At 63.9% G+C, this 20248-nt stretch carries 17 protein-coding genes, 1 tRNA gene and 1 pseudogene; 8 read left to right on the top strand and 11 right to left on the bottom strand.

What is annotated here, in order from left to right:
* Nucleotides 1–36: 36 nt before the first annotated feature.
* Genes KSS94_RS07420 through KSS94_RS07405 form a run of 4 tightly spaced genes read right to left on the bottom strand, consistent with a single transcriptional unit; the run spans nucleotide 37 to nucleotide 4977 of the window.
* Nucleotides 37–1329 (bottom strand): HlyD family type I secretion periplasmic adaptor subunit, encoded by a 1293-nt coding sequence (locus KSS94_RS07420; RefSeq protein ID WP_217842374.1) that lies wholly within the window; start codon nucleotides 1327–1329, stop codon nucleotides 37–39.
* The gene (locus tag KSS94_RS07415; protein WP_217842373.1) at nucleotides 1326–3047 is read right to left on the bottom strand and encodes a type I secretion system permease/ATPase; all 1722 of its coding nucleotides are present in this window, start codon (nucleotides 3045–3047) and stop codon (nucleotides 1326–1328) included. The genes KSS94_RS07420 and KSS94_RS07415 overlap by 4 nt, the downstream gene beginning before the upstream one ends.
* A gap of 43 nt (nucleotides 3048–3090) precedes the next feature.
* Complete coding sequence (locus KSS94_RS07410; RefSeq protein WP_225935849.1) at nucleotides 3091–3462, bottom strand: AprI/Inh family metalloprotease inhibitor; 372 nt, start codon at nucleotides 3460–3462, stop codon at nucleotides 3091–3093.
* A gap of 57 nt (nucleotides 3463–3519) precedes the next feature.
* Nucleotides 3520–4977: a serralysin family metalloprotease gene (locus KSS94_RS07405; RefSeq protein ID WP_217842371.1), complete on the bottom strand. Its 1458-nt coding sequence runs from the start codon at nucleotides 4975–4977 to the stop codon at nucleotides 3520–3522.
* A gap of 431 nt (nucleotides 4978–5408) precedes the next feature.
* Between KSS94_RS07405 and KSS94_RS07400 the strand changes: the two genes are divergently transcribed.
* Both KSS94_RS07400 and KSS94_RS07395 read left to right on the top strand, forming a co-directional pair.
* Nucleotides 5409–5786, top strand: coding sequence for a hypothetical protein (locus KSS94_RS07400; protein WP_217842370.1), 378 nt, complete (start codon nucleotides 5409–5411; stop codon nucleotides 5784–5786).
* A gap of 180 nt (nucleotides 5787–5966) precedes the next feature.
* A complete protein-coding gene (locus KSS94_RS07395; RefSeq protein WP_217842369.1) occupies nucleotides 5967–8102 on the top strand; it encodes a TonB-dependent siderophore receptor in 2136 nt (711 codons plus the stop codon).
* Here KSS94_RS07395 and KSS94_RS07390 read toward each other — a convergent pair.
* Entirely contained in the window at nucleotides 8099–9034 is a 936-nt protein-coding gene (locus KSS94_RS07390; RefSeq protein ID WP_217842368.1) for a class I SAM-dependent methyltransferase, read from the bottom strand. The two genes, KSS94_RS07395 and KSS94_RS07390, sit on opposite strands and share 4 nt — an antisense overlap.
* Before the next feature lie 57 nt (nucleotides 9035–9091).
* Between KSS94_RS07390 and KSS94_RS07385 the strand changes: the two are divergent.
* Nucleotides 9092–9244: pseudogene (locus tag KSS94_RS07385) on the top strand (Txe/YoeB family addiction module toxin); the annotation flags it as partial.
* Nucleotides 9245–9292: 48 nt separating this feature from the next.
* On the opposite strand, the gene KSS94_RS07380 reads toward KSS94_RS07385, so the two are convergent.
* Nucleotides 9293–9382, bottom strand: a tRNA-Ser gene (locus tag KSS94_RS07380).
* 289 nt (nucleotides 9383–9671) lie between these two features.
* On the opposite strand from KSS94_RS07380, the gene KSS94_RS07375 reads away from it, so the two are divergent.
* The 3 genes from KSS94_RS07375 (at nucleotide 9672) to KSS94_RS07365 (ending at nucleotide 13195) form a co-directional block, all read left to right on the top strand.
* The gene (locus KSS94_RS07375; protein WP_217842366.1) at nucleotides 9672–10361 is read left to right on the top strand and encodes a crotonase/enoyl-CoA hydratase family protein; all 690 of its coding nucleotides are present in this window, start codon (nucleotides 9672–9674) and stop codon (nucleotides 10359–10361) included.
* A gap of 1015 nt (nucleotides 10362–11376) precedes the next feature.
* Nucleotides 11377–12096: a lysophospholipid acyltransferase family protein gene (locus KSS94_RS07370; RefSeq protein ID WP_217842365.1), complete on the top strand. Its 720-nt coding sequence runs from the start codon at nucleotides 11377–11379 to the stop codon at nucleotides 12094–12096.
* 127 nt (nucleotides 12097–12223) lie between these two features.
* Entirely contained in the window at nucleotides 12224–13195 is a 972-nt protein-coding gene (locus KSS94_RS07365; protein ID WP_217842364.1) for a magnesium and cobalt transport protein CorA, read from the top strand.
* Between the two features lie 153 nt (nucleotides 13196–13348).
* On the opposite strand, the gene KSS94_RS07360 is transcribed toward KSS94_RS07365, so the two are convergent.
* Nucleotides 13349–14083, bottom strand: a complete 735-nt coding sequence (locus tag KSS94_RS07360; protein WP_217842363.1) for an amidotransferase — start codon at nucleotides 14081–14083, stop codon at nucleotides 13349–13351.
* A 527-nt stretch (nucleotides 14084–14610) separates the two neighbouring features.
* Here KSS94_RS07360 and KSS94_RS07355 point away from each other — a divergent pair.
* Nucleotides 14611–15408 carry a cytochrome c gene (locus tag KSS94_RS07355; protein ID WP_217842362.1) on the top strand — a complete coding sequence of 266 codons (798 nt, stop codon included), beginning with the start codon at nucleotides 14611–14613 and terminating at the stop codon, nucleotides 15406–15408.
* 105 nt (nucleotides 15409–15513) lie between these two features.
* Here the strand turns inward: KSS94_RS07355 and KSS94_RS07350 are convergent, their stop codons facing one another.
* The 4 genes from KSS94_RS07350 to KSS94_RS07335 form a co-directional block, all read right to left on the bottom strand.
* Nucleotides 15514–15846: a ribonuclease E inhibitor RraB gene (locus tag KSS94_RS07350; protein ID WP_217842361.1), complete on the bottom strand. Its 333-nt coding sequence runs from the start codon at nucleotides 15844–15846 to the stop codon at nucleotides 15514–15516.
* Between the two features lie 173 nt (nucleotides 15847–16019).
* Nucleotides 16020–16256 carry a hypothetical protein gene (locus KSS94_RS07345; protein WP_217842360.1) on the bottom strand — a complete coding sequence of 79 codons (237 nt, stop codon included), beginning with the start codon at nucleotides 16254–16256 and terminating at the stop codon, nucleotides 16020–16022.
* Between the two features lie 132 nt (nucleotides 16257–16388).
* Nucleotides 16389–18446, bottom strand: a complete 2058-nt coding sequence (locus KSS94_RS07340) for an LTA synthase family protein (RefSeq protein ID WP_217842359.1) — start codon at nucleotides 18444–18446, stop codon at nucleotides 16389–16391.
* A 291-nt stretch (nucleotides 18447–18737) separates the two neighbouring features.
* On the bottom strand, nucleotides 18738–18929 hold the full coding sequence (locus tag KSS94_RS07335) for a PLDc N-terminal domain-containing protein (RefSeq protein ID WP_217842358.1): 192 nt from the start codon (nucleotides 18927–18929) through the stop codon (nucleotides 18738–18740).
* Between the two features lie 126 nt (nucleotides 18930–19055).
* On the opposite strand from KSS94_RS07335, the gene KSS94_RS07330 reads away from it, so the two are divergent.
* Complete coding sequence (locus KSS94_RS07330) at nucleotides 19056–19994, top strand: ZIP family metal transporter (RefSeq protein WP_217842357.1); 939 nt, start codon at nucleotides 19056–19058, stop codon at nucleotides 19992–19994.
* Nucleotides 19995–20248: the final 254 nt, after the last annotated feature.

Raw genomic sequence — 20248 nt, 5'->3', positions numbered from 1 at the left:
CAGGCCGGTCAATGCAAAGGTCTTCACGGGCGGTCCTTATTGTTCGGTCAACGCGGACCCTGCGCGGTCGAGCAGGGGCTTGAACAGGTAATTGAGCAGCGAGCGCTCGCCGGTACGCACGAACAGCTCGGCCGGCATGCCCGGGCGAATCACCAGGCCGTCCAGGCGCGCCAGCGCCGCTTCGCTGACCGTGCTGCGCAGCACGTAGTAAGGCTGGCCGGTGCGCTCATCGAGCAACTGGTCGGCCGACACCAGCGCCACCTCGCCGCTGACCCGCGGCGTGCGGTTCTGGTTGAACGCGGTGAACAGGATGTCCACCGGCATCTGTACTACCACCTTGTCCACCAGGTTGACCGGCAGGCGTCCTTCCACCTCCAGCGCCGCGCCCTGGGGGACGATTTCCACCAGGGTGTCGCCGGCCCGCACCACGGCGCCTTGGGTATGCACCCCAAGGTTTACGGCAATGCCGTCGGCGGGGGCGACGATGTCACTGTGCTGCAGCTCGAAGCGCGCCGAGTTGAGCTGCTGCTCAAGCGTTGCAGCTTTGACCTGAACCTCCGCCAGTTGCGTGCGCACCTCTTTTTGATACTCGTCGCGGCGCTGCTGCAGGTTGAGCCGGGCCTCGACGATCACCTGCTCCAGCCGCGCGCTTTCGCCGGCATTTTGTGCCAGGTCGCGCTGCACCTGGGACAACTGGCGCTGGTACTCCAGCACGCGGTTGCGCGGGATGTAACCATCGCCGGCCAGCGGGCGCAGGTTGTCCAGTTGTTCGCGCAGCGAGTCGGCCTGGGCCTGCAGGTCACCGCGCGCGCGGCGCATGCCGGCCAGCTGGGCCTGGGAGCCGTCAATGCTGGCAGCCAGCGCACCCTGCTCGCGGGCCTGGGCCTGGCGGCGGCTGTCGAACAGCTGGCGCTGGCCTTCGACAATCAGCCCCAACTGCGGGTCGTCATCGCCCAGCAGCTCGGCGGCGAACACCAAGTGCGCCCGGTTGTCGCGCTCGGCCTGCCAACGCGCCAGGCTGGCGCGGGTAGTGCGGTACTGGGCCTGCAAGGCATCGACATCGGCCTGCACCTGGGTGCGGTCAAGGCGGAACAGCGCCTCGCCCTGGTGCACCTGCTGGCCCTCGCGGACCAGAATCCGGCTGACCACCCCCGGCGCCATCGACTGCACCGCCTTGCGCTTGCCCGACACCACCACGGTGCCCTGCACCGGCACCCCTTGGTCGAGCGGCGCCAGGCTGGCCCAGGCCATGAAGCCACCGAAGCCGGCCAGGGTCAGCCACCAGCCCAGGCGCACATGAAAGCGCGCGTCGCGTTCATGCCGGCTCATGCGCCACCCCCGGCCTGCAGCGGGCGTTGCGCCGGGCCCTGGCCCAGGGCGTGGAGGATGTCGCGGGCCGGGCCAAAGCCCTGCAAGCGGCCTTCGTTAAGCACCAGCAGCTTGTCGGCCTGGCCCAGCGCGGCGCTGCGGTGGGTCACCAACACCACGCTGCGGCCCAGGGCCTTGAGCTCGTGCAGGGCATTGGCCAAGGCCGCCTCGCCAAGGCTGTCGAGGTTGGAGTTGGGTTCGTCCAGCACCACCAGGCAGGGGTTGCCATACAGGGCCCGGGCCAGGGCGATGCGCTGCTTCTGGCCGCCGGAAAGGTCACCCCCCGCCTCGCCCAGGCGCGTGTCATAGCCCTGCGGCAGGCGCAAAATCAGCTCGTGCACCCCGGCCAGGCGCGCCGCCTCGACCACCTTGTGGCCGTCCAGCTCGCCGAAACGGGCGATGTTCTCGGCGATGCTGCCGCGCAGCAGCTCGATGTTCTGCGGCAAATAGCCGATGTGCGGGCCTAACGCTTCGCGGTCCCACTGGCTGAGCTCGGCGCCGTCCAGGCGCACCTGCCCGGCCAGGGTCGGCCACACGCCCACCAGCACCTTGGCCAGGGTCGACTTGCCCGAGCCCGAGGCGCCCAGCACCCCCAGCAACTCGCCCGGGGCCAGGCTGAAACTGACCTGCTGCAAGGTCGCAAGGTGACGCCCGGGCGGGCCGGCACTAACCTGCTCGACGGCCAGTTGCCCGGTGGGCGCCGGCAACGGCATCGGCGCTGCGGGCTCGGGGTGTTCGCGCAGCAGGCTGTCCAGGCGCTGGTAGGCCAGCTGCGCGGCGCTCCACTGCTTCCACACGGCAATCAGCTGGTCGATCGGGCTGAGCACCCGGCCCATGAGGATGGAGCCTGCGATCATCATGCCCGGGGTCATCTGCCCCTCGATCACCAGCAACGCGCCCAGGCCCAGCACCAGCGATTGCAGGCACAGGCGCAGGCCCTTGCTGGTGGCGGTGACCACCGCCGAGGTATCGCTGGCGCGGTTTTGCAGGTCGAGAAAGCGCACATGCAGGGCGAACCAGCGCTGGCGCAGGGCGCCGAGCATGCCCATGGCCTGGATGCTCTCGGCGCTTTGCAGCTGGCTGCCGGCCAGTTGCGTCGATTGCAGCTGGTAATGGCTGGCCTCGGCCAGGGTGGCGTGGGTCAGGCGCTCGTTGAGCAGCGCAAGGCCAATCAGCAACACGGCGCCGACGCAGGCCATCACCCCCAGCCAGACGTTGAAGACGAAGATCACCGCCAGGTACAGCGGGAACCACGGCGCGTCGAAGAAGGCGAACAGCGCAGGGCCGGTGACGAACTGGCGCAGTTGGGTAAGGTCACCCAGGGCCTGCCCGGCGGCGCCGTCACGCTGGCGCAAGTTGCGTTCGAAGGCGGCGCGGTAAACATTCAGGTTGAAACTTTTTTCCAACTGGTTGCCCACCCGGATAACGATGAAACTGCGCACCGCCTCCAGCGCACCGATATAAACGAAGAAGCCGACGACCATCAGCGTCAGCACCCATAAAGTTGTGGTGTTCTGTGAACTCAGTACACGGTCGTACACTTGCAGCATATAAATCGATGGCACCAGCATCAGCAGGTTTATCAGCGCGGTAAAACAGCCCACGCTGATCAAGGTCGATTTATATTGGCCGAGTGCCGCCCACAAGGGCGCCCCGGGCTTGTGGCTCGGAAGTTTCATGTTTCGCCCTGTCTGGCTGGAACTTTAAAAGTTCCAGGCGGGGTTATGGGTTCAAGCGCTCGAGCACCCGTTGCGTGCCGTCTGGCGCGGCCCAGGTATAACGCTGGGCACCTGCGCGGCTGAAATGCACCACGCTGCTGCCGTCAGCGCCCACCAGGGCGAGGGTATCGGGGGTTACCAGCCAGCTGCCGGGGCGCAGCCCGAGCAAGCGCTCGGCGCACGCCAGGTCACCGCCTAGCTGGCCTTCGCTCGCGCCCAGGTGCAACTCGCAGGGCTGGCCTTGCGGCTGTTCGGCGTAAAGCTGCCAACGCCCGGCCAGTTGCGCGGGGTTGGGGAGTAACAGGCTGCTGCCCATGGCTACCTCGATCATCCACATCAGGGGGATCGCACTCAGCACGATCAAAGGGTTGCTCACTCGCATCGCTTGGCCTCTTCGGCAGAAGGGGCAGCGCCGAAGCGCCGCCCCCGTGCATCAGACCACGATGTCGGTGACTGCGGCCTGGCCAACGGTGGTCACCAGGAAATCACCGAGGCTGTTGCCGGTGAAATCGATGGCCAGGCTGCCCAGGTTGGTCGCCTGGTCGTAGCTCAGCACCGCCTCGCCGGCGTGCCCGGTGAAGGCGTTGACGAAGGTCAGCGGCAGCTGGTCCACGGCGAACGCGGCAATGCCCGACAGGTCGATCTTGTCCACACCCGAGGTGAAGTCCATGATCCGGTCCGGCGCGGCCCGGGTCGAGTCGCTGACCGCGCCGAACACGAAGGTGTCGGCACCGCTGCCGCCCCACAGGGTGTCGGCACCGCCACCGCCGTAGAGGATGTCGTTGCCGGCACCGCCCTTGAGCAGGTTGGCCACCTGGTTGCCGATCAACAGGTCGTTGCCCGAACCGCCGATGGCGTTCTCCACGGTGACGCCCTTGGCGATGGACACGTTGCCGAGCATGCCGCCCACGTCCGAGAACGACGCCTCGTTGAGGTTGATCTTCTGGTTCTGGGTAAAACCTGAGAAGTCCAGGGTGTCGTTGCCACCACCGTCCCACACCGCGAACACCACTTTCGACGAGGCCGAGGTGGCCGAGAAGTAGTCGCGCTCGGCGGTGGAGTTGAAGCCGTAGGTGGTGTCGCCGGAACGGGTCGCGTAGTTGGCGCCGTAGAGTTTCTGGATGGCAGCAATGTCGTCCATCAGCGGCGCCGAGGCGTAGTACTGCCCGCCGCCCTTGATGAAGTTCTGCCCGGTGTTGCTCTCGCTCCAGTAGCTCATGACGCTGTAGCCGCGCGAATCCTGGGCGTAGGAGGCGTCACGGTAGCTGGGGTTGCCTTCGCCGGCGTTGTAGTCGCCGGGGTGCGAAAGACCCAGCACGTGGCCGATCTCGTGGGTGAGGGTCTGGCGCCCGTAGTTGCCGGTGCCGGGGGTGGTGTTGACCTGGTAGCCGCTGTTGATCAGGTACCAGGACTCGCCCTTGTGCGAGCCGGGTTGATCGAACGGCAGGTAGGCGAACGCTGCGCCGCCGTCGTTGGCGCTGTAGTTGCCGAAGGTCATGTGGCCATCACCACCGCTGGCCGACTCGGTGAAGGTGACCTTGGCCACATCCGCCCAGGACTGCATGGCGAGCTTGGCCTGGTCTTTCTGCAGGCTGCTGAACTGGCTGAAACTGCCCAGGTCGCGGCTGTAGAAGTCCGACGGTGCGCGGGTGAGGAAGCTGTAAGTGAGGCTGATGGTGCCGTCCTTGTTCAAGTCTTTCCAGGCGGCGCCATCGCGCAGCAGAAAGTCCGCCGCCTGGTCGACGGTGAACGAGGGCTTGCCGTTGATATCGGCGCCGCCACGGTCGTACTGGTGGGCAAAACGCTCCACCAGCCCGGCAGTGCTACTTGGCCCGTGGGGTTGCAGCGCGGCTGCGGCTGGCGCAACGGCCTTGAGTGTGGCTTTTGACATGCAGTTAACTTCCTTGTGTACAAAAAGCAGTTGATGTCCGACAGGAGTCTCCCACTTGGCGAGTTCATCCTGTCACTCGCCCTTATGAGGCGCAAAAAAACTGACACAACCAGAAACTTTCTGTCCAGCAGTTTTTTGCTTATTTGTTCAGTTTCGAAAACCGCAACGCTTTGGGAAAAATCCCCTTGCATCGCAAAGCACTTGTAAAACCATGAGTCCTGTTCATGACTGCCGGGTTTTATGTTCAGTAGTTCGAAGTTTAATTATGAAAACGCGACCCTTTAATGTTCATTCGAACCCTTGCCTAAGCGCAACGATAGTTACCGCGACAACTGGCCACATGACCCTCCGTCGCCTGGTCGTTGACTTGATAACGGCCGGAGCGCTCAGTAGGCGCTGGTCAAGAAGCCCTTTCCCGACAGGACGACACGATGACAAGACTCACGGTGCAATCCGGCGATTTCTTGCAAGGTGAAGGCGAGTATCGCAATGGAGCGCTCACACTCAAGACCCCGCGCAGCCCCTCGCCTGGCGAGCGCATTTCACTAACCCGCATCACCGACTTGAAGCTTGCCAACCTCGAGTCCACCCGCAGCCTGGGCAGCGCCATCGGCTGGGGTATGGCCGGTGCACTGGTGGCAGGCCCGGTGGGGCTGCTGGCCGGGTTGTTGCTGGGCGGCAAGGAGGATGAAGTAACCTTCCTCGCCACCTTCAAGGATGGGCGCAAGCTGATGGCCATCACCGACGGCAAGACCTGGTCGAAGATCGACGACAGCTGGCGCCGGCATCAGCGCCCGGTCGCCGCCTGAATTTCCACCGGGCTTGAACGTTACTCCCCATAAGTGCCCGCTTTTAAGCGGGCACGCGTGCTTGCGCGCCTGCTAACATGGCACCCTTTTTGCCCGCCTGCCCGGCGCAACGCCGGCGGCCCGCGCCTGCCCGACAGCCAACACCCCACCGCTGACGCGCGCCTATTCAAGGAGCCTTGCATGACCCCGCTTCGCCCCCGCCTGCCCCTTGGCCTGCTCAGCCTGGGCCTGGCCCTGCACAGTGGCCAGGGCCTGGCCGATGACAGCGTAACCCTGGCCCCGGTGCGGGTTACCGACAGCTACGCAAGCGAGGGCTACCAGGTGCGCGAGGCCCAGGTCGGCAGCCTGCACGCAGCACCCGTGTTGGATACCCCGGCGGCGGTCAGCGTGTTCAGCCGCCAACTGCTGGACGACCGCCAGGTACGCAAGCTCAGCGAAGTGCTGCAAAGCGATGCCTCGGTCGGTGAAAGCTATGCGCCGGTGGGCTACTACGAGAACTTCAACGTGCGCGGCTTCGAGCTGAATGCCGCCAGCAGCTACAAGATCAACGGCCAGACCATCGCCGGCGAGCAGAACGTGGCGCTGGAGAACAAGCAGCAGGTGGAACTGCTCAAGGGCCTGTCGGGCTTGCAGAGCGGCGTGTCCGAGCCTGGCGGGCTGGTCAACTACGTGACCAAGCGCACCGAGGATGTACGCAGCATCAGTATGTCGAGCAACGAGCAGGGCGAGCGCTATCTGGCCACCGACCTGGGCGTCTGGTTCGGCGCTGAACGCCAGTTCGGTGTGCGGGTAAACCTGGCCCACGAGGACATCCGCTCCTACGTCGACCACGCCGACGGCAAGCGCGACTTCGCCTCGGTGGCCTTCGACTGGCAGATCAACCCCGATGCCGTGCTGGAGCTGGATGCCGAGTACCAGCACCGCGAGCAGTATTCGGTGCCGGGCTACCAGTTGCTGGGCGGCACTTCGCTGCCCCACGGTGTGAACCCGAAGGACCACCTGGCCTGGCAGCAGTGGGCCAAGCCTGTGCAAAACGACTCGCTGAACCTGGGCGGGCGCTTCAAGTACCGCCTGAACGACAACTGGAACAGCACCCTCAGCGCCTCGCGCAGCGAGGTGGTGATCGACGACTACAGCGCCTTCGCCTGGGGCAGCGACGGCGGCAATGCCGCGCACTTCAGCCCCTCGGGTGATTACGACATCTACGATTTCCGCAGCCCCGACGACACCCGCCGCACCGACGAGGCCCAGGCCACGCTCGACGGCAGCTTCCAGGCACTGGGTGTCGGGCATGAACTGACCCTGGGCGCCAGCGCCCAGCGCCGCACCCTCGACCAGCGCCCCTACTACAACATGCTGGTGGGCAGCGGCAACATCGGCGAGGACGCGCCCGCCGTACAACCGTCCAGCGCCCCGGTCGGCGACAGCGAGCGCCGCCTGGACAGCCGCCAGTACGGCCTGTTCTTCAGCGACCGCATCACTTTCAACGAACACTGGCAGACCGTGATCGGCGCCCGCGAAGTGCGCCTGGACGAAAAGACCTGGGATGAGAACGGCGTTGCCGGCCGCCACACCCGGCAGTACCAGTTGCTGCCCAATGTCGCGCTGATCTACAAGCCGCAGCCGGACACCACGCTGTATGCCAGCTACTCCAAGGGCCTGTCGGCCGGCGGCACCGCCCCGTGGTACGCCAGCAACGCCAGTGAAATCCTCGCCCCGACCCTGTCGCGCCAGCTGGAAGTGGGCATCAAGCGCGACTGGCAGGGCATGAGCTTCAGTGCCGCGCTGTTCCAGATACGCCAGGCCTACCAATACGCCCGGCCCGATGACAGCGGCTTCACCTACGTGCAGCAGGGTCAACAGAAGAACACCGGTTTGGAGCTGGGCGCCAGCGGCCAGGTCACCTCGAACCTGCAGATTCACGCCAGCGCTGCAGTGATCCGCGCACGGGTGCAGAACAGCGGTACCGACCCTTACGAGGGCCACCAGGCGATCAACGTGCCGCGCCTGCGCGCGGCGCTGCAGGCCGACTACGCCCTGCCCGTCCCTGGCCTTGCCCTGCTCGGCGGCGCGCGCTACAGCGCCAGCAAGTATGCGAGCCAGGCCGGCAACGTCGAAGTGGGTGGCTACACGGTGTTCGATATCGGCAGCCGCTACCGCACGCAAATCGGTGGCTACGACACGGTGCTGCGCCTGGGCGTGGATAACGTCTTCGACAAGCGCTACTGGCGCGATGTGGGGGATTACCTGGGGGACAACTACCTGTTCCCGGCGGCGCCGCGTACGGCCAGGTTGTCGGCTTCGGTGAGTTTCTAGGCCTTGATCATCTTCAGGTAAACCACATTGCGATAAGGGTCGAAATACACGCAACTGCTGGTGACCCCTGTTGCGGGCACCAGCCTGCGCATGTCGTCCCGGGTGCGTAGCACCAGATGCCAATCCATGAAGGCCTCCATGTAGCCACGCCCCCAGTTGTCCGGTGTGAAGTTGGCGATCAGCACGGTGCCGCCGGGCGCGGTACGCTCGACCAGCAGGTGGGTCAGCGCCGCTGCGGCAGGCTCGGCGAGGTAGTCGTAAAGACCTGCCGAGTAGACAAGGTCGAAGCCGCGCAGGCTTGTCTCGCGAACCAGCGATTGTGCGGCCATCCTGCGTGGCACGATCTGCGCGGGCAGGGTCTTGCGCACAATTTCAAGGCTGTCGGGGTCTTGATCCAGGGCTATGAACGTCTCGATGGCTTGCAAGGTTTCGCTGGGCAGCAGCAGGCACTCCCGGCAATGGCCGCACGCTACTGCCAACACTGAAAGTGCATCACAGCGCCACGCCTGGCTGTCGATCAGGTCAGCGAGGTGCTCCCGTCGCCAACGCACGCTTGCGCCATTGGGTGAACCGGTCAAGCTGGCAAATACCTGCCTGCCGAGCTCGCTGCAGGTGTCTGGCGGCGTGCGGAAGTAGATGTAATCCATCATCACCGCGTCGCCTGCATAACCCCGCGGGCGCTCCCTGGCGCGGCGGGTATAAGGGTCTTCGAGCAGCAACTGGTCCAGGGGGTGGCTGCGACAGGCGGGCAGGATATCCGCGCGCCACTGCTCATCGGACATGCCCAGCCGATACTCGGTCAGCCCTTCGCAGAGGGTGGTGAAGCTCTGCGCCGGTTCACCGTAAACCAACCCGTCGTGACAATCCGCAAGCCATGATGCAATGCTTGACATTGGCCACCTCCCGCCGGTGCTGCTCTGTTTGGTGACCACGCTAGCGCTTGGCGGTCAGGCTTCCAACTGGCAAAAATGCCAGTCCCCACACAGGTAAACCCCTTTCAGAACCCGCCACCTTTCGAGAAGCTGGTGGGAGATTTGAGCGGCGCTTGCTCCCGACGCTTCAACATTCAGCACCGCCCTGTCTATCAGGTGCTGCAGGATGATCAGGTGGTCAAGGTGCTGCGGCTCTGGACGCAGCCCTGAAAACAAAAAGCCCCCGAACCTTTCGATTCGGGGGCTTTTCGCAGAATGTGGCGGTGAAGAAGGGATTTGAACCCTTGATACGATTTCTCGTATACACACTTTCCAGGCGTGCTCCTTCGACCACTCGGACACTTCACCGTTTCTCTTCAAGCTGTTCAGCCTGTCGAGGCGCGCTAATTTAGTCGAAGGTCTTTTCTTTGGCAAGCATTTTTTTCAGAATTTTCATGCGCTTAAGCCCATCCGCCGAAAAGCCGTGGGCATCAGGGCAATGCTGCCATTGTCGCCAGCGCTTTTACCGCACCTGAATGGCTTGCCCTGCTGTGCTGCGGGATCACGGGCCAAGGCTGACTGGCCAGTCAGCCTTGCTGCTTTACCTGGCTGGCGGTGCTGGGTAACGTCATCGCCACGCCACCTAAAGGACTCTGCCATGAGCGAGCTGATTACCTACCACGCCGAAGACGGCGTCGCCACCCTGACCCTCAACAACGGCAAGGTCAACGCCATTTCGCCGGATGTCATCCAGGCATTCAACGCTGCCCTGGACCGTGCCGTGGAAGAGCGCGCGGTGGTGGTCATCACCGGCCAGCCGGGCATTCTGTCTGGCGGTTACGACCTCAAGGTGATGACTGCCGGCCCCAAGGAGGCGGTAGGCCTGGTGACTGCGGGTTCCACCCTCGCCCGTCGCCTGTTGTCGCACCCGTTCCCGGTGATCGTCGCCTGCCCTGGCCATGCCGTGGCCAAGGGTGCGTTCCTGTTGCTGTCGGCTGACTACCGCATTGGTGTCGAGGGGCCGTACAAGATCGGCCTGAATGAAGTGCAGATCGGCATGACCATGCACCATGCGGGCATCGAACTGGCCCGCGATCGCCTGCGTCGCTCGGCCTTCCACCGGTCGGTGATCAATGCCGAGATGTTCGAGCCTCGGGATGCGCTGGATGCGGGGTTTCTCGACAAGGTGGTGCCGGCTGAGCGGTTGCTCGATGAGGCGCATCAGGTTGCCCGGGAGCTGAAGAAGTTGAACATGTTGGCGCACAAGAATACCAAGCTGAAAGTGCGCAAGGGGTTGCTGGAGGCTTTGGATGAGGCGATTTTGCTGGATCAGGGGCATATGGGGTGAGTTGAGGGGTTCGGGTTCGGGTTCGGGTTCGGGTTCGGGTTCGGGTTCGGGGCTTATGGTTATTGCTTTTGGAGATGTATGCGCATTCATTGACGATAGCGGCTTTTCGTCACCTTTCCGCCCTTACGGCGGGTCACTTTTTGTCAAACGCGACAAAAAGTAACCAAAAAACGCTGGCTCCCATCATCCGGCCCTACGCTTCGCTCCGGGTTCCCTCGCTCCGGGCTTGCTCCGGAGGTACGCGCCGACGGGCCGTCCCTGGCCCGATCGGCGCTCGACCGGCATCCATGCCGGTCGCCCTCCTACGCAATCCCTACGCTCGGCCTCCTGAAGTCGCGATTTGTGTTGTCTGGGCTGTTGCGCGCTTAGAAGCAAGATCAAGAGCCAGATCAAGAGCCAGATCAAGAGCTGGGATGTTGGTTTTGTTGTTGATGTGTTGTTTGTTCTGACGTCATCGCGGGGCAAGCCCGCTCCCACAGTAAATATGCGGCCGGCGTGGGAGCGGGCTTGCCCCGCGATTCAATCCTGAGTTCCCACGGTGGCAACTAGCGGTTAGCTGCGCCAGCACAGGCGCCGCCCCTAACTTCGCGACTTCAGGAGGCCGAACGCAGGGATTGCGCAGGGGGGCGACCGGCATGGATGCCGGTCGAGCGCCGATCGGGCCAGGGACGGCCCGTCGGCGCGTACCCCCGGAGCAAGCCCGGAGTGAGGGAACCCCGGAGCGAAGCGCAGGGGCCGGATGAATGGAGCGAGCATTTTTTGCTTACTTTTTGATGCTTCAAAAAGTGAGCCGCCGTAAGGGCGGAAAGGTGAATAAGCGTCACTACAAATAATGAATGCGCATAAAACTATCAAAACCAACCAACCAACCAACCAACCAACCAACCAACCAACCAACGGCATACACCACCGAGATTCCAGCCCCTGCACATAGCCCCTCGCCGCCCAGGCGAAATTTGCCCCCCACAGTGCACAGTCGTACACTGCGCCGCGACTGTCTGCTGCGAGTCATACCATGCTCTATCTGCTCCGCATGCTCCTGCTGGCCCTGCACTTTCTGTTGGTGGGCCTGGCGGGCCTGGTGATCGGCCTGCTGCGCCCGTTCAACCCCGACAACAGCCGCCTGTTCGCCCGCCTGTACAGCGTCCCCGCTGCCTGGCTCATGGGCATCCGGGTCAAGGCCGAAGTCGCTCCGCTGAGGGACCAGCCACCCGGCTGCGTGATCATCGCCAACCACCAATCCAACTTCGACCTGTTCATCCTCGGCCAGGTCGTGCCCCGCCGCACCGTCGCCATCGGCAAGAAAAGCCTCGGCTGGATCCCGCTGTTCGGCCAGCTGTTCTGGCTGGGCGGCAACGTGCTGGTGGACCGCGCCAACGCCTACCAGGCGCGCCGGGCCATGCAGGCCACCACCCGCACCCTGCGCGACGACACCTCGATCTGGATCTTCCCCGAAGGTACGCGAAACCCGGGCGAACAGCTGCTGCCCTTCAAGAAAGGCGCGTTTCACATGGCAATCGAGGCCGGCGTGCCGATCGTGCCGGTGTGCGTCAGCCGCTATTCACAGCGCCTGGGGCTCAACAGCTGGCGCCAGCGCACGGTGATCGTGCGCTCGCTGGCGCCCATCGCCACCGCCGGGTTGACCACGCAGGACCTGCCAGCGCTGATCGAGCAGTGCCGGGCGCAGATGCAGCATTGCATCGACCATATGGAAGGTGAACTGAGCGGGAAGTGACCCAGCCCTTCAAGACCCTGGTGCCGACCACGCGAGTAGCCGGCACAAATCTTCGCTGCACAAGGTTGCCCCAACCCGCCCCACGGCCCAAGCTGTGTGTCGTGTTCAACCGGATAAGCGGACAACCATGGGTCGAGTCGTCGCAGCGGCGGTGTACAGCGCCGGTCGCAAGGTTACCAACATCAGTATCGACGAAGGCGCCGAGTGGGCACGCAAGCCCGGGCACTTCGTCTGGATCGGCCTGGAAGAACCCAACGCCGAAGAGCTGGCCAACCTGCAGTGCCAGTTCGGCCTGCATGAACTGGCCATCGAAGATGCCCTGGAAAAACACAGCCGGCCAAAGCTGGAAACCTTTGGCGACGCGCTGTTCATCGTCACCTACTCACCGGTGCGCCACGAAGGCCGGCTGGAATTCATCGAAACCCATATTTTCGCCGGCAACGGCTACATCATCACCTGCCGCAACGGCCACTCCAAATCCTACGCCCTGGTGCGCCAGCGCTGCGAAGCGCGCCCGCTGCTGCTGGAGCACGGCGAAGACTTCGTGCTGTATGCCCTGCTCGACTTCGTCACCGAAAACTACCAGCCGGTCAGCGAGGCGATCCACGGTGAGATCGAAGAGCTGGAGCAGAGCGTGCTGAGCAACTCGCTGAAAGAAGAAGACATCCAGCGCCTGCACAGCCTGCGCCGCGACATCCTGCGCCTGCGCCGCTACGTCGCCCCCATGGTGGAAGTGAGCGAGGAGCTGCAGCGCCTGAGCTTCCCGTTCATCGACAAGAACATGCGGCCGTACTTTCGTGACGTGCAGATCCACGTGACGCGGCAGATGGAAGACCTGGCCGGCATCCGCGATATCGCCAGCCAGACCATCGAGATCGGCATGCTGCTGGAGTCGTCACGCCAGAGCATCACCCAGCGCAAGTTCGCAGCCTGGGCGGCAATCCTGGCGTTCCCCACGGCAATTGCCGGCATCTACGGGATGAACTTCCAGAACATGCCGGAGCTGGGCTGGCACTACGGGTACTTTGCCGTGCTGGGGGTAATCGGGCTGGGCTGTGCGGGGCTGTTTGCCAGCTTCAAGAAGTCGGGCTGGCTGTAGGGAGTATCGCGGGCAAGCAGCCTGTGGGGGCAACGGTCTTGTGCTGTTTGTACCGGCCCCATCGCCGGCAAGCCGGCTCCTACATGGGCCGCGTGCACTGTACCTGTAGGAGCCGGCTTGCCGGCGATGGGGCCGGTACAGGCAACACAAGCCTCACGCCGCGCTATCGCGGGCCTTGGCCGGCTGCTGAATGAAGCGCAGCATCCACTCGCCCACGAGGTCGCCCTGATGCTCGGTGGCAAGGCTCGCCACGGCCTTCTGGTACACCTCATCGCCCAAATATTCCTGGCGCGCATCGAGCAGCGCCCGGGAATAATCGTGGACAAACTCAGGGTGCCCCTGGAAGCACAGCACCTGGTCGCGAATGTGGTAGGCCGCGTTCGGGCAAAAATCGCTGGAGGCGATCACCGTAGCGCCGTCGGGCAGTGCGGTGACCTGGTCCTGGTGGCTGATCAGCAGCGTCAGCTCAGTCACCTCGGGGTCCATCCACGGCGCATGGGCTGCCAGGCTGTAACGGTGGACACCCACGCCCCAACCCTTGTCGGCGCGCTCGGCCTTGCCACCGAGGGTCAGTGCCAGCAACTGATGGCCAAAGCACACACCAAGCAATTTTTCACCACGCTCGTACAGCTTGAGCAGGTACGCCTTGAGCGTCTGGATCCACGGGTCGCTACCGAACGAGTCAGCCTTGCTGCCGGTCACCAGGTAGGCGTCGAAGCGCTCGCCGTCAGGCGGGTAATTGCCGTTCATCACGTTGAACACGCAAAACTCGGCGGCAACCGGCTGACGCGAGAATAGCTGCTCGAACATCCTTCCGTAGCCCTGGTACTGCGCAACCAGTTCCGGCCGCAGGACATCGGTTTCAAGGATGCAGATGCGTAACAACATAGAGGTAGTCCTGAACGACGTAGGTAGGAATTTTCTGTAGAGACTGACGCGAAAGCCCCGTACAAGCAAGTAGGATGTCCAGACGAACGGTAGGCCCTGTAACCCTTGGTAACCCTGCCCGCGCACTCGTCTAGGCAGCACGTGCCAGCGGCATGGCCAATGGCCTTAAAACGGGTGGCAATCGATGCTGGAAAATTTAGATCAAAGCGTTCTGAAACTGCAATGCCCGGCGCCCTACTGTTGGTTGTATACCCGTAAACATGAGGTATGCAGGCACGGCACTGCACTACGCCGCTGCGATCGACCCGACGCCAGCAAGGAAGCCTAGGGTTTTTCAGGAATAACAACAATGAAGGCGGTCCGCCATGTTCAGACAATCAAAAGTTCGCCAAGCCGGGCTCATTCTCTTCGCCACCACACTGTTGCTGATCTTGCCGAACCTTACCCGGCTCTTTGGCTGACAACCGCAGTGGTGTTTTCTGGCAACGCACAGGTAATCTGCCGACCTTGATGGTTGGAGATTGCCTATGCGCCTGTACCTCGCCCTGCTCTGCCTGCTGGCCACGCTGCCCCTGGCTGCGGCACCGCTGAACCTGCAACTGGGTAGTCAGGAGCGCACCTGGCAAAGCGAGCAACTGCTCGCCCACCCGCAGGCACGCGATATCACCATCGAGCAGGATGTCGCCTACAAGCGCACCATGCACTACCGCGCAGTGCCGCTTGCGGTGCTGCTAGAGGGTGTAGGGCCGCAGGATCACCTGCAGGCCGTGGCACTGGACGGTTTCGCCGCCGAAATGCCAGCCGGACCGTTGCTGCAGCAGGGCCCGGCGCAGGCCTGGCTGGCGGTAGACGACCCCGCCCACCCGTGGCCGGCGCTGGCCCCCGGCAAACCAGGGGCCGGGCCGTTCTACCTGGTGTGGACCCAACCCCAGGCCAGTGGCATTCGCCCGGAACAGTGGCCGTTCCAGATCGCCACGATCAGGCGCCTGGCGCCAGTTGAAACGCGCTTCCCGGCGCTGCTGCCAGACCCGGCAGCCGGCGAGCCGGTGCGCCAGGGTTTTGCCCTGTTCCAGCAAAACTGCCTGGCCTGCCATCGCCTCAATGGGGCTGGCGATGCTCAGTTCGGCCCGGACCTCAACCTGCCGCACAACCCCACCGAATACTTCCAGCCAGGTTACCTGCGCCAGTACATCCGCAACCCGCAGAGCCTGCGGCACTGGCCTCAGGCGAAAATGCCGGGGTTCTCGGAGCAGGTGCTGAACGAGGCTGAGCTGGATGCGTTGCTGGCTTATTTGAAGCATATGGCGGGGCGCAAAGTGCAGTGATCGCGCTGTTCGAGCGCCGATGCAAGGGCTACGGTGTTGTGTTGCCTGTATCGGCCTGATCGCCGGCTTGCTGGCGATTAGGCCGCTACAAGCGCCGCAAGCCGGCTAGGCAATCGGCCGTTCCTGGCGCACGCCCCAGCCCTCCACTTCCCCGCCACAGGGCAGTACCACACGCTCGAAGTCCTCCTCGAACGCGCCGATGCCGCCGTAGCTGGCATACATCACCTTGCTCAGTTCCAGGTGCCAGGCGCCATCGTCGCGCTCACTCACCTGGGCGTTGGTCGACTCGCCGCGAAACTGCCGCGCCGCCCGGCGCGCGCCGGCTTCGTCGGGGAATACCGCATAGAACTCGATGGGGTGGATACGGGTGAAATCGAAACCGCCAGCTTTCATCTGGCGAAGGACACTGCTGCTGATGTCGTCGTTCTGGCTGCTCATGAAACGTCCTCCCAAGTAAAGCGATGGATAGACTTTCCGTGCACTACGCACCTGCCGGCAGGGCCGACAGTTCGAGCTGATGCAAGACGCGAAACGAATGGGCGCGGGCCCGCAGAAAAGGCCGGCGCACTCCAAGAGCGTAGTGCCTGCCAAGGCGCCACGCCAACCGTTGGTCAATGGGCTTCGTGGATACTGGTGATGACCACGCCGTTCTGCTCCTTGAGCCAGCGTGCCGTGGGGGATGGGGCGCGGTCCTGGAAGTCGTTGAGGTCAAGCTCGTCCATGACCGGGAACAGATGCGAACGAATGGCGCGGGCCGCTTCTTCCTCGCTGGGGCACTGGTCGCCGTGCAGCAGCAAGGTAGTCGGTTCGCCCTTCTGGTCAGCAAAAATGACTTCCCACTCTTTCATTGAATCGCCCTCTCAATCAAAGAACATCGGGTGTGTGATGCCTGTAATCGCTTGACCTTGGACGTGGCGATTTGTTCAGTCCGCAGCACAGGCAAACCGGCCCCTTGCCAGGGCCGGCTGCCGCCTGGGGCGTTACTTGGGCGTGCCGTGCACCACGCCGGCGGTGTTGTCCAGCAGGCTCTTGGTCGCGGTCTGGATGAACGCTTCGAGCTGCTGCAGCATCTGCGCCTGGTCCGGGCTCTGGATCAGCTCGCCCTTGGGGTCGCTGCCCAGCTGGTAGCGGTACATGCGCGGGGTCATTTCCTTGGACTCGATCAGGATCTGGTCGCCCTTGATCAGGCCCACCACCTGCTCGCTGCCCGACGGCTTGATCATGCCTACGCCTGGGTCGCCCTCAGGCAGGTTGAGCAAGTCGCGGCCCCAGCACTGGTGGCGCGCCTGGCCACCCAGACGGCCCATGATGGTCGGTACGATGTCGACCTGGGTACCCACGGTGTGGTCGACCTTGCCGAATTTCTCCTGAATGCCCGGGGCGATCAGCAGCAGCGGCACATGGAAGCGGCCCAGGTCGAATTCGGTAATCTGCTGGTTGTTGCCGAAACCATGGTCACCCACGATGACGAACAGGGTATCCTTGAAGTAAGGCTCCTTGCGCGCCTTCTCGAAGAACTGCCCCAGCGCCCAGTCGGAATAGCGCATGGCCGTGAGGTGCTCGTCCAGGCGGCCGTGGCCGGTCACTTTCTCTACCGGCAGGTCCTTGGGCAGAGCATACGGGGTGTGGTTGGAGAGGGTCTGCAGCAGCGCGTAGATCGGTTTCTTGCCGTCGTGCTTGGCCAGCTCTTCGTTGCCACGGTCGAACATGTCCTGGTCGGACACGCCCCAGGTCGGGTCGGAGAACACCGGGTTGACGAAGTCGTTGCGGCCGATGAAGGTGGTCATGCCCTGGTTGCCGAAGAACCCGGACTGGTTGTCCCAGGCAAAATCACCGTTATAGACGTAGACGTCATCATAATCGCGGGCGCTGAGCAGAGCCGGCAGGCCAGACAGTTTGTGGCCACCCTCCGGGGTTTGCATCAGGTACTCGAAGCCCGGCAGGTTGGGGAAGCACGCCATGGTGGCGAACATGCCCTGGTGGGTGTGGGTACCGTTGGAGAAGAAGTGGTCGAACAGCAGGCCTTCTTTGGCCAGCTTGTCGAAGTACGGGGTGATGTTGCTGGAGCTGCCCAGGGCACCGACCGAGTGGCCGGCGAAGCTCTCCATGAGGATCACCACCACGTTCTTGATCGGCAGGGTGCGCTCGGCCGGTGGCACGAAGTCACGGCGCACGGCAGCCTCGTCGGCATCCACCAGGGTGTCGTTGGCGGTCAGCAGCTGCTTGCGCACGGTCTCGGTGGCCAGGGCCTGCTCCAGCACCGGCTTCCAGATGTTGGCGCGGTCCTCGCCGAAACGGCTCTTGGCAGCGTCGATCAGGGTCAGGGTGCCGTTCAGGCCCAGCTGGTTGACGAAGTTCGAGTCTGTGGTGAAGGCATCCCCCCAACGCATCGGCGGGCCTTGGCGCAGGGTGCCACGGGCGGCGACCACGGCCACCAGCAAAATCACCATGAACACAGCCACACGCGCGTACCAGGGCGCCGCGCGCTGCACGCCGTTGCCGCGGGTCAGGCGGTCGATGCCCTTGAACAGCAGGCTCAGCAGCCAGGTGCCGAACAGCCAGGCCAGCAGGTAGCGCACCACCGGGAAGCCGTACCAGAGCATGCTCAGCACGGTCTTGGGGTCTTCCTTGATGTATTGGAACACCAGGCCGTTCAGGCGCTGGTGGAACTCGCGGTAGAAGTCCATCTCCATCAGGCCGAGGAACATCACCACGCTCGAGGTGAGGGTCAGCCAGAAGCGGAACACCCCGCGCCGGGCCATGAGCCAGGGGCTGAGGGTCGCCAGCAGCAGCGGCACGCTGATGTACACCACCACACGCAGGTCGAAACGCAGGCCGTTGAGGAAGCCTTCTGCGACCGTGGCGTACGGTGTGGTGCCGATCATGTCGCTGTTGTAGAGCAGCAGCGCCAGGCGCACCAGGCTGAGCATCAGCATGATCACCAGGCCGCTGAGCAGCGTGTAGGCCAGGTGGGATTTCAGGGTCGGCGAGAACGAGCCTCGCACGCCCGGTTGCTTCAGGGCATCCGTGTTAGCCATGAATGGAGAGATCCTAGGATTGCGGGTTTGCGAAAAGGGCGACGTCGCCGACAGCCCGAAGGCCCTGCCCTCTGTGATGGCAGCGGACCAACGCAGCATTGTGCGGCGCGGATTTTCGAAAATCGAGTGTGAAAATTTTGTCGGTTGGCCGATATCGAGCGGATGGATAGGGCCAGCGAGAGCGCGCTTGCCCCGCGACGGCATCACCTGGTGCAGCAACATGGCCTGACCTTAGGATATCGCGGGGCAAGCCCGCTCCCACGCCGGTCACCCGCCCAGCCTGAAAAACGCTCAAATGCGCACGTTGCCCCGCGGCCCGGCGACGGCCCAGATGATCAGCCCAAGCACCGGCAACAATATGATCAGCAGTATCCACAGCACCTTGATGCCGATTTCGGCGCTGCTCTTGAGCACGTTGAGGATCGCCCAGATGTCCAGGGCAAGAATGATCAGGCCGACCAGCCCGTTGAAGGTAGAGCCCATGCCGCCGCTCCCGCGTGGTGATTGTGTGGCAGAGCATAGCTGGCTATGGCGCCGATAGAAGGGAATCCTTGGGCAGCAGCGCCGGTCACTGGATAGACTGCTGTCATTCACTGTTACGAGGTTCGCATGCCCCCAGCACACTCCCCTACCGCTGCCCCCGCCTCGCTGATCGGCGCGTGGCAGCAACAGGCCCTGAACACCCCGTGGCTCAGCGCAGGGCTTGGCCTGAGCCTGCTGGCGATCATTGCCCTGCTGCTGGCCAGCCTGTGGAACGCGGTCAACGGCGAGCATGCCGACAACCTGCATCTGGCGGCGCTTGGCGGCCTGTCGGGCTTCGCCGCCACCGCCCTTGGCGCGGTGCTGGCGGTGGTGCTGCGCGATGTCAGCGCCCGCACCCAGGACGTGATGCTCGGCTTTGCTGCCGGCATGATGCTCGCCGCCAGTTCGTTCTCACTGATATTGCCGGGGCTCGATGCGGCCCGCGAAATCACCGGCAACGGCCCGGCCGCGGCGTTCACCGTGGTACTGGGCATGGGCCTTGGCGTGCTGCTGATGCTCGGGCTGGACCGCTTTACCCCCCACGAGCATGAAACCACCGGCCCCTGCGGCCCGGACGCCGAGCGCATCAGCCGGGTATGGCTGTTCGTGCTGGCGATCACCCTGCACAACCTGCCCGAGGGCATGGCCATCGGCGTGAGCTTCGCCAATGGCGACATGAACATCGGCCTGCCGCTGACCAGCGCCATCGCCATCCAGGACATCCCCGAAGGCCTGGCCGTAGCCCTGGCACTGCGCGCCACCGGGCTTTCCAACTTCAAGGCGGCGCTGGTGGCCATTGGTTCCGGCCTGATGGAGCCGCTGGGGGCGGTGATCGGGCTGGGGATTTCCACAGGCTTTGCCCTGGCCTACCCGATCAGCATGGGGCTGGCGGCTGGGGCGATGATTTTCGTGGTGTCCCACGAGGTGATCCCCGAAACCCACCGCAACGGGCACCAGACCTCGGCGACCCTGGGGTTGATGGGTGGGTTTGCGGTGATGATGTTTCTGGATACGGCGTTGGGGTAGAAGGTGCACTTGGGCCAATGGCCCCATCGCCGACAAGCCCGCTCCTACAGAAGATCCCTGCAGGGGATCACCCAGCCCTTTCGGGCTGCGCTGTCGCGCAGAGAACGGATCTCGCAGGTGCGCCACGGCCCCAGTGGGAAGCGGCCTCGTGTCGCGATGGGCTGCGCAGCAGTCCCGGCAATGTTGCATGAGACGGAGGCCTTGGGGCCGCTTCGCAGCCCATCGCGACACGACGCCGCTTCCCACAGAGACCG

The sequence above is a fragment of the Pseudomonas fakonensis genome (assembly GCF_019139895.1).
GTDB classification, from domain to species: domain Bacteria; phylum Pseudomonadota; class Gammaproteobacteria; order Pseudomonadales; family Pseudomonadaceae; genus Aquipseudomonas; species Aquipseudomonas fakonensis.
Note: the sequence above shows the minus strand (reverse complement) of the source record. Positions and strands in the feature narration are given on the sequence as shown.

Coding starts and splice junctions, on each gene's coding strand:
- KSS94_RS07420 (WP_217842374.1), bottom strand. CDS start 1,329: ATGAGCCGGCATGAACGCGACGCGCGCTTTCATGTGCGCCTGGGCTGG.
- KSS94_RS07415 (WP_217842373.1), bottom strand. CDS start 3,047: ATGAAACTTCCGAGCCACAAGCCCGGGGCGCCCTTGTGGGCGGCACTC.
- KSS94_RS07405 (WP_217842371.1), bottom strand. CDS start 4,977: ATGTCAAAAGCCACACTCAAGGCCGTTGCGCCAGCCGCAGCCGCGCTG.
- KSS94_RS07400 (WP_217842370.1), top strand. CDS start 5,409: ATGACAAGACTCACGGTGCAATCCGGCGATTTCTTGCAAGGTGAAGGC.
- KSS94_RS07395 (WP_217842369.1), top strand. CDS start 5,967: ATGACCCCGCTTCGCCCCCGCCTGCCCCTTGGCCTGCTCAGCCTGGGC.
- KSS94_RS07375 (WP_217842366.1), top strand. CDS start 9,672: ATGAGCGAGCTGATTACCTACCACGCCGAAGACGGCGTCGCCACCCTG.
- KSS94_RS07370 (WP_217842365.1), top strand. CDS start 11,377: ATGCTCTATCTGCTCCGCATGCTCCTGCTGGCCCTGCACTTTCTGTTG.
- KSS94_RS07365 (WP_217842364.1), top strand. CDS start 12,224: ATGGGTCGAGTCGTCGCAGCGGCGGTGTACAGCGCCGGTCGCAAGGTT.
- KSS94_RS07360 (WP_217842363.1), bottom strand. CDS start 14,083: ATGTTGTTACGCATCTGCATCCTTGAAACCGATGTCCTGCGGCCGGAA.
- KSS94_RS07355 (WP_217842362.1), top strand. CDS start 14,611: ATGCGCCTGTACCTCGCCCTGCTCTGCCTGCTGGCCACGCTGCCCCTG.
- KSS94_RS07350 (WP_217842361.1), bottom strand. CDS start 15,846: ATGAGCAGCCAGAACGACGACATCAGCAGCAGTGTCCTTCGCCAGATG.
- KSS94_RS07345 (WP_217842360.1), bottom strand. CDS start 16,256: ATGAAAGAGTGGGAAGTCATTTTTGCTGACCAGAAGGGCGAACCGACT.
- KSS94_RS07340 (WP_217842359.1), bottom strand. CDS start 18,446: ATGGCTAACACGGATGCCCTGAAGCAACCGGGCGTGCGAGGCTCGTTC.
- KSS94_RS07335 (WP_217842358.1), bottom strand. CDS start 18,929: ATGGGCTCTACCTTCAACGGGCTGGTCGGCCTGATCATTCTTGCCCTG.
- KSS94_RS07330 (WP_217842357.1), top strand. CDS start 19,056: ATGCCCCCAGCACACTCCCCTACCGCTGCCCCCGCCTCGCTGATCGGC.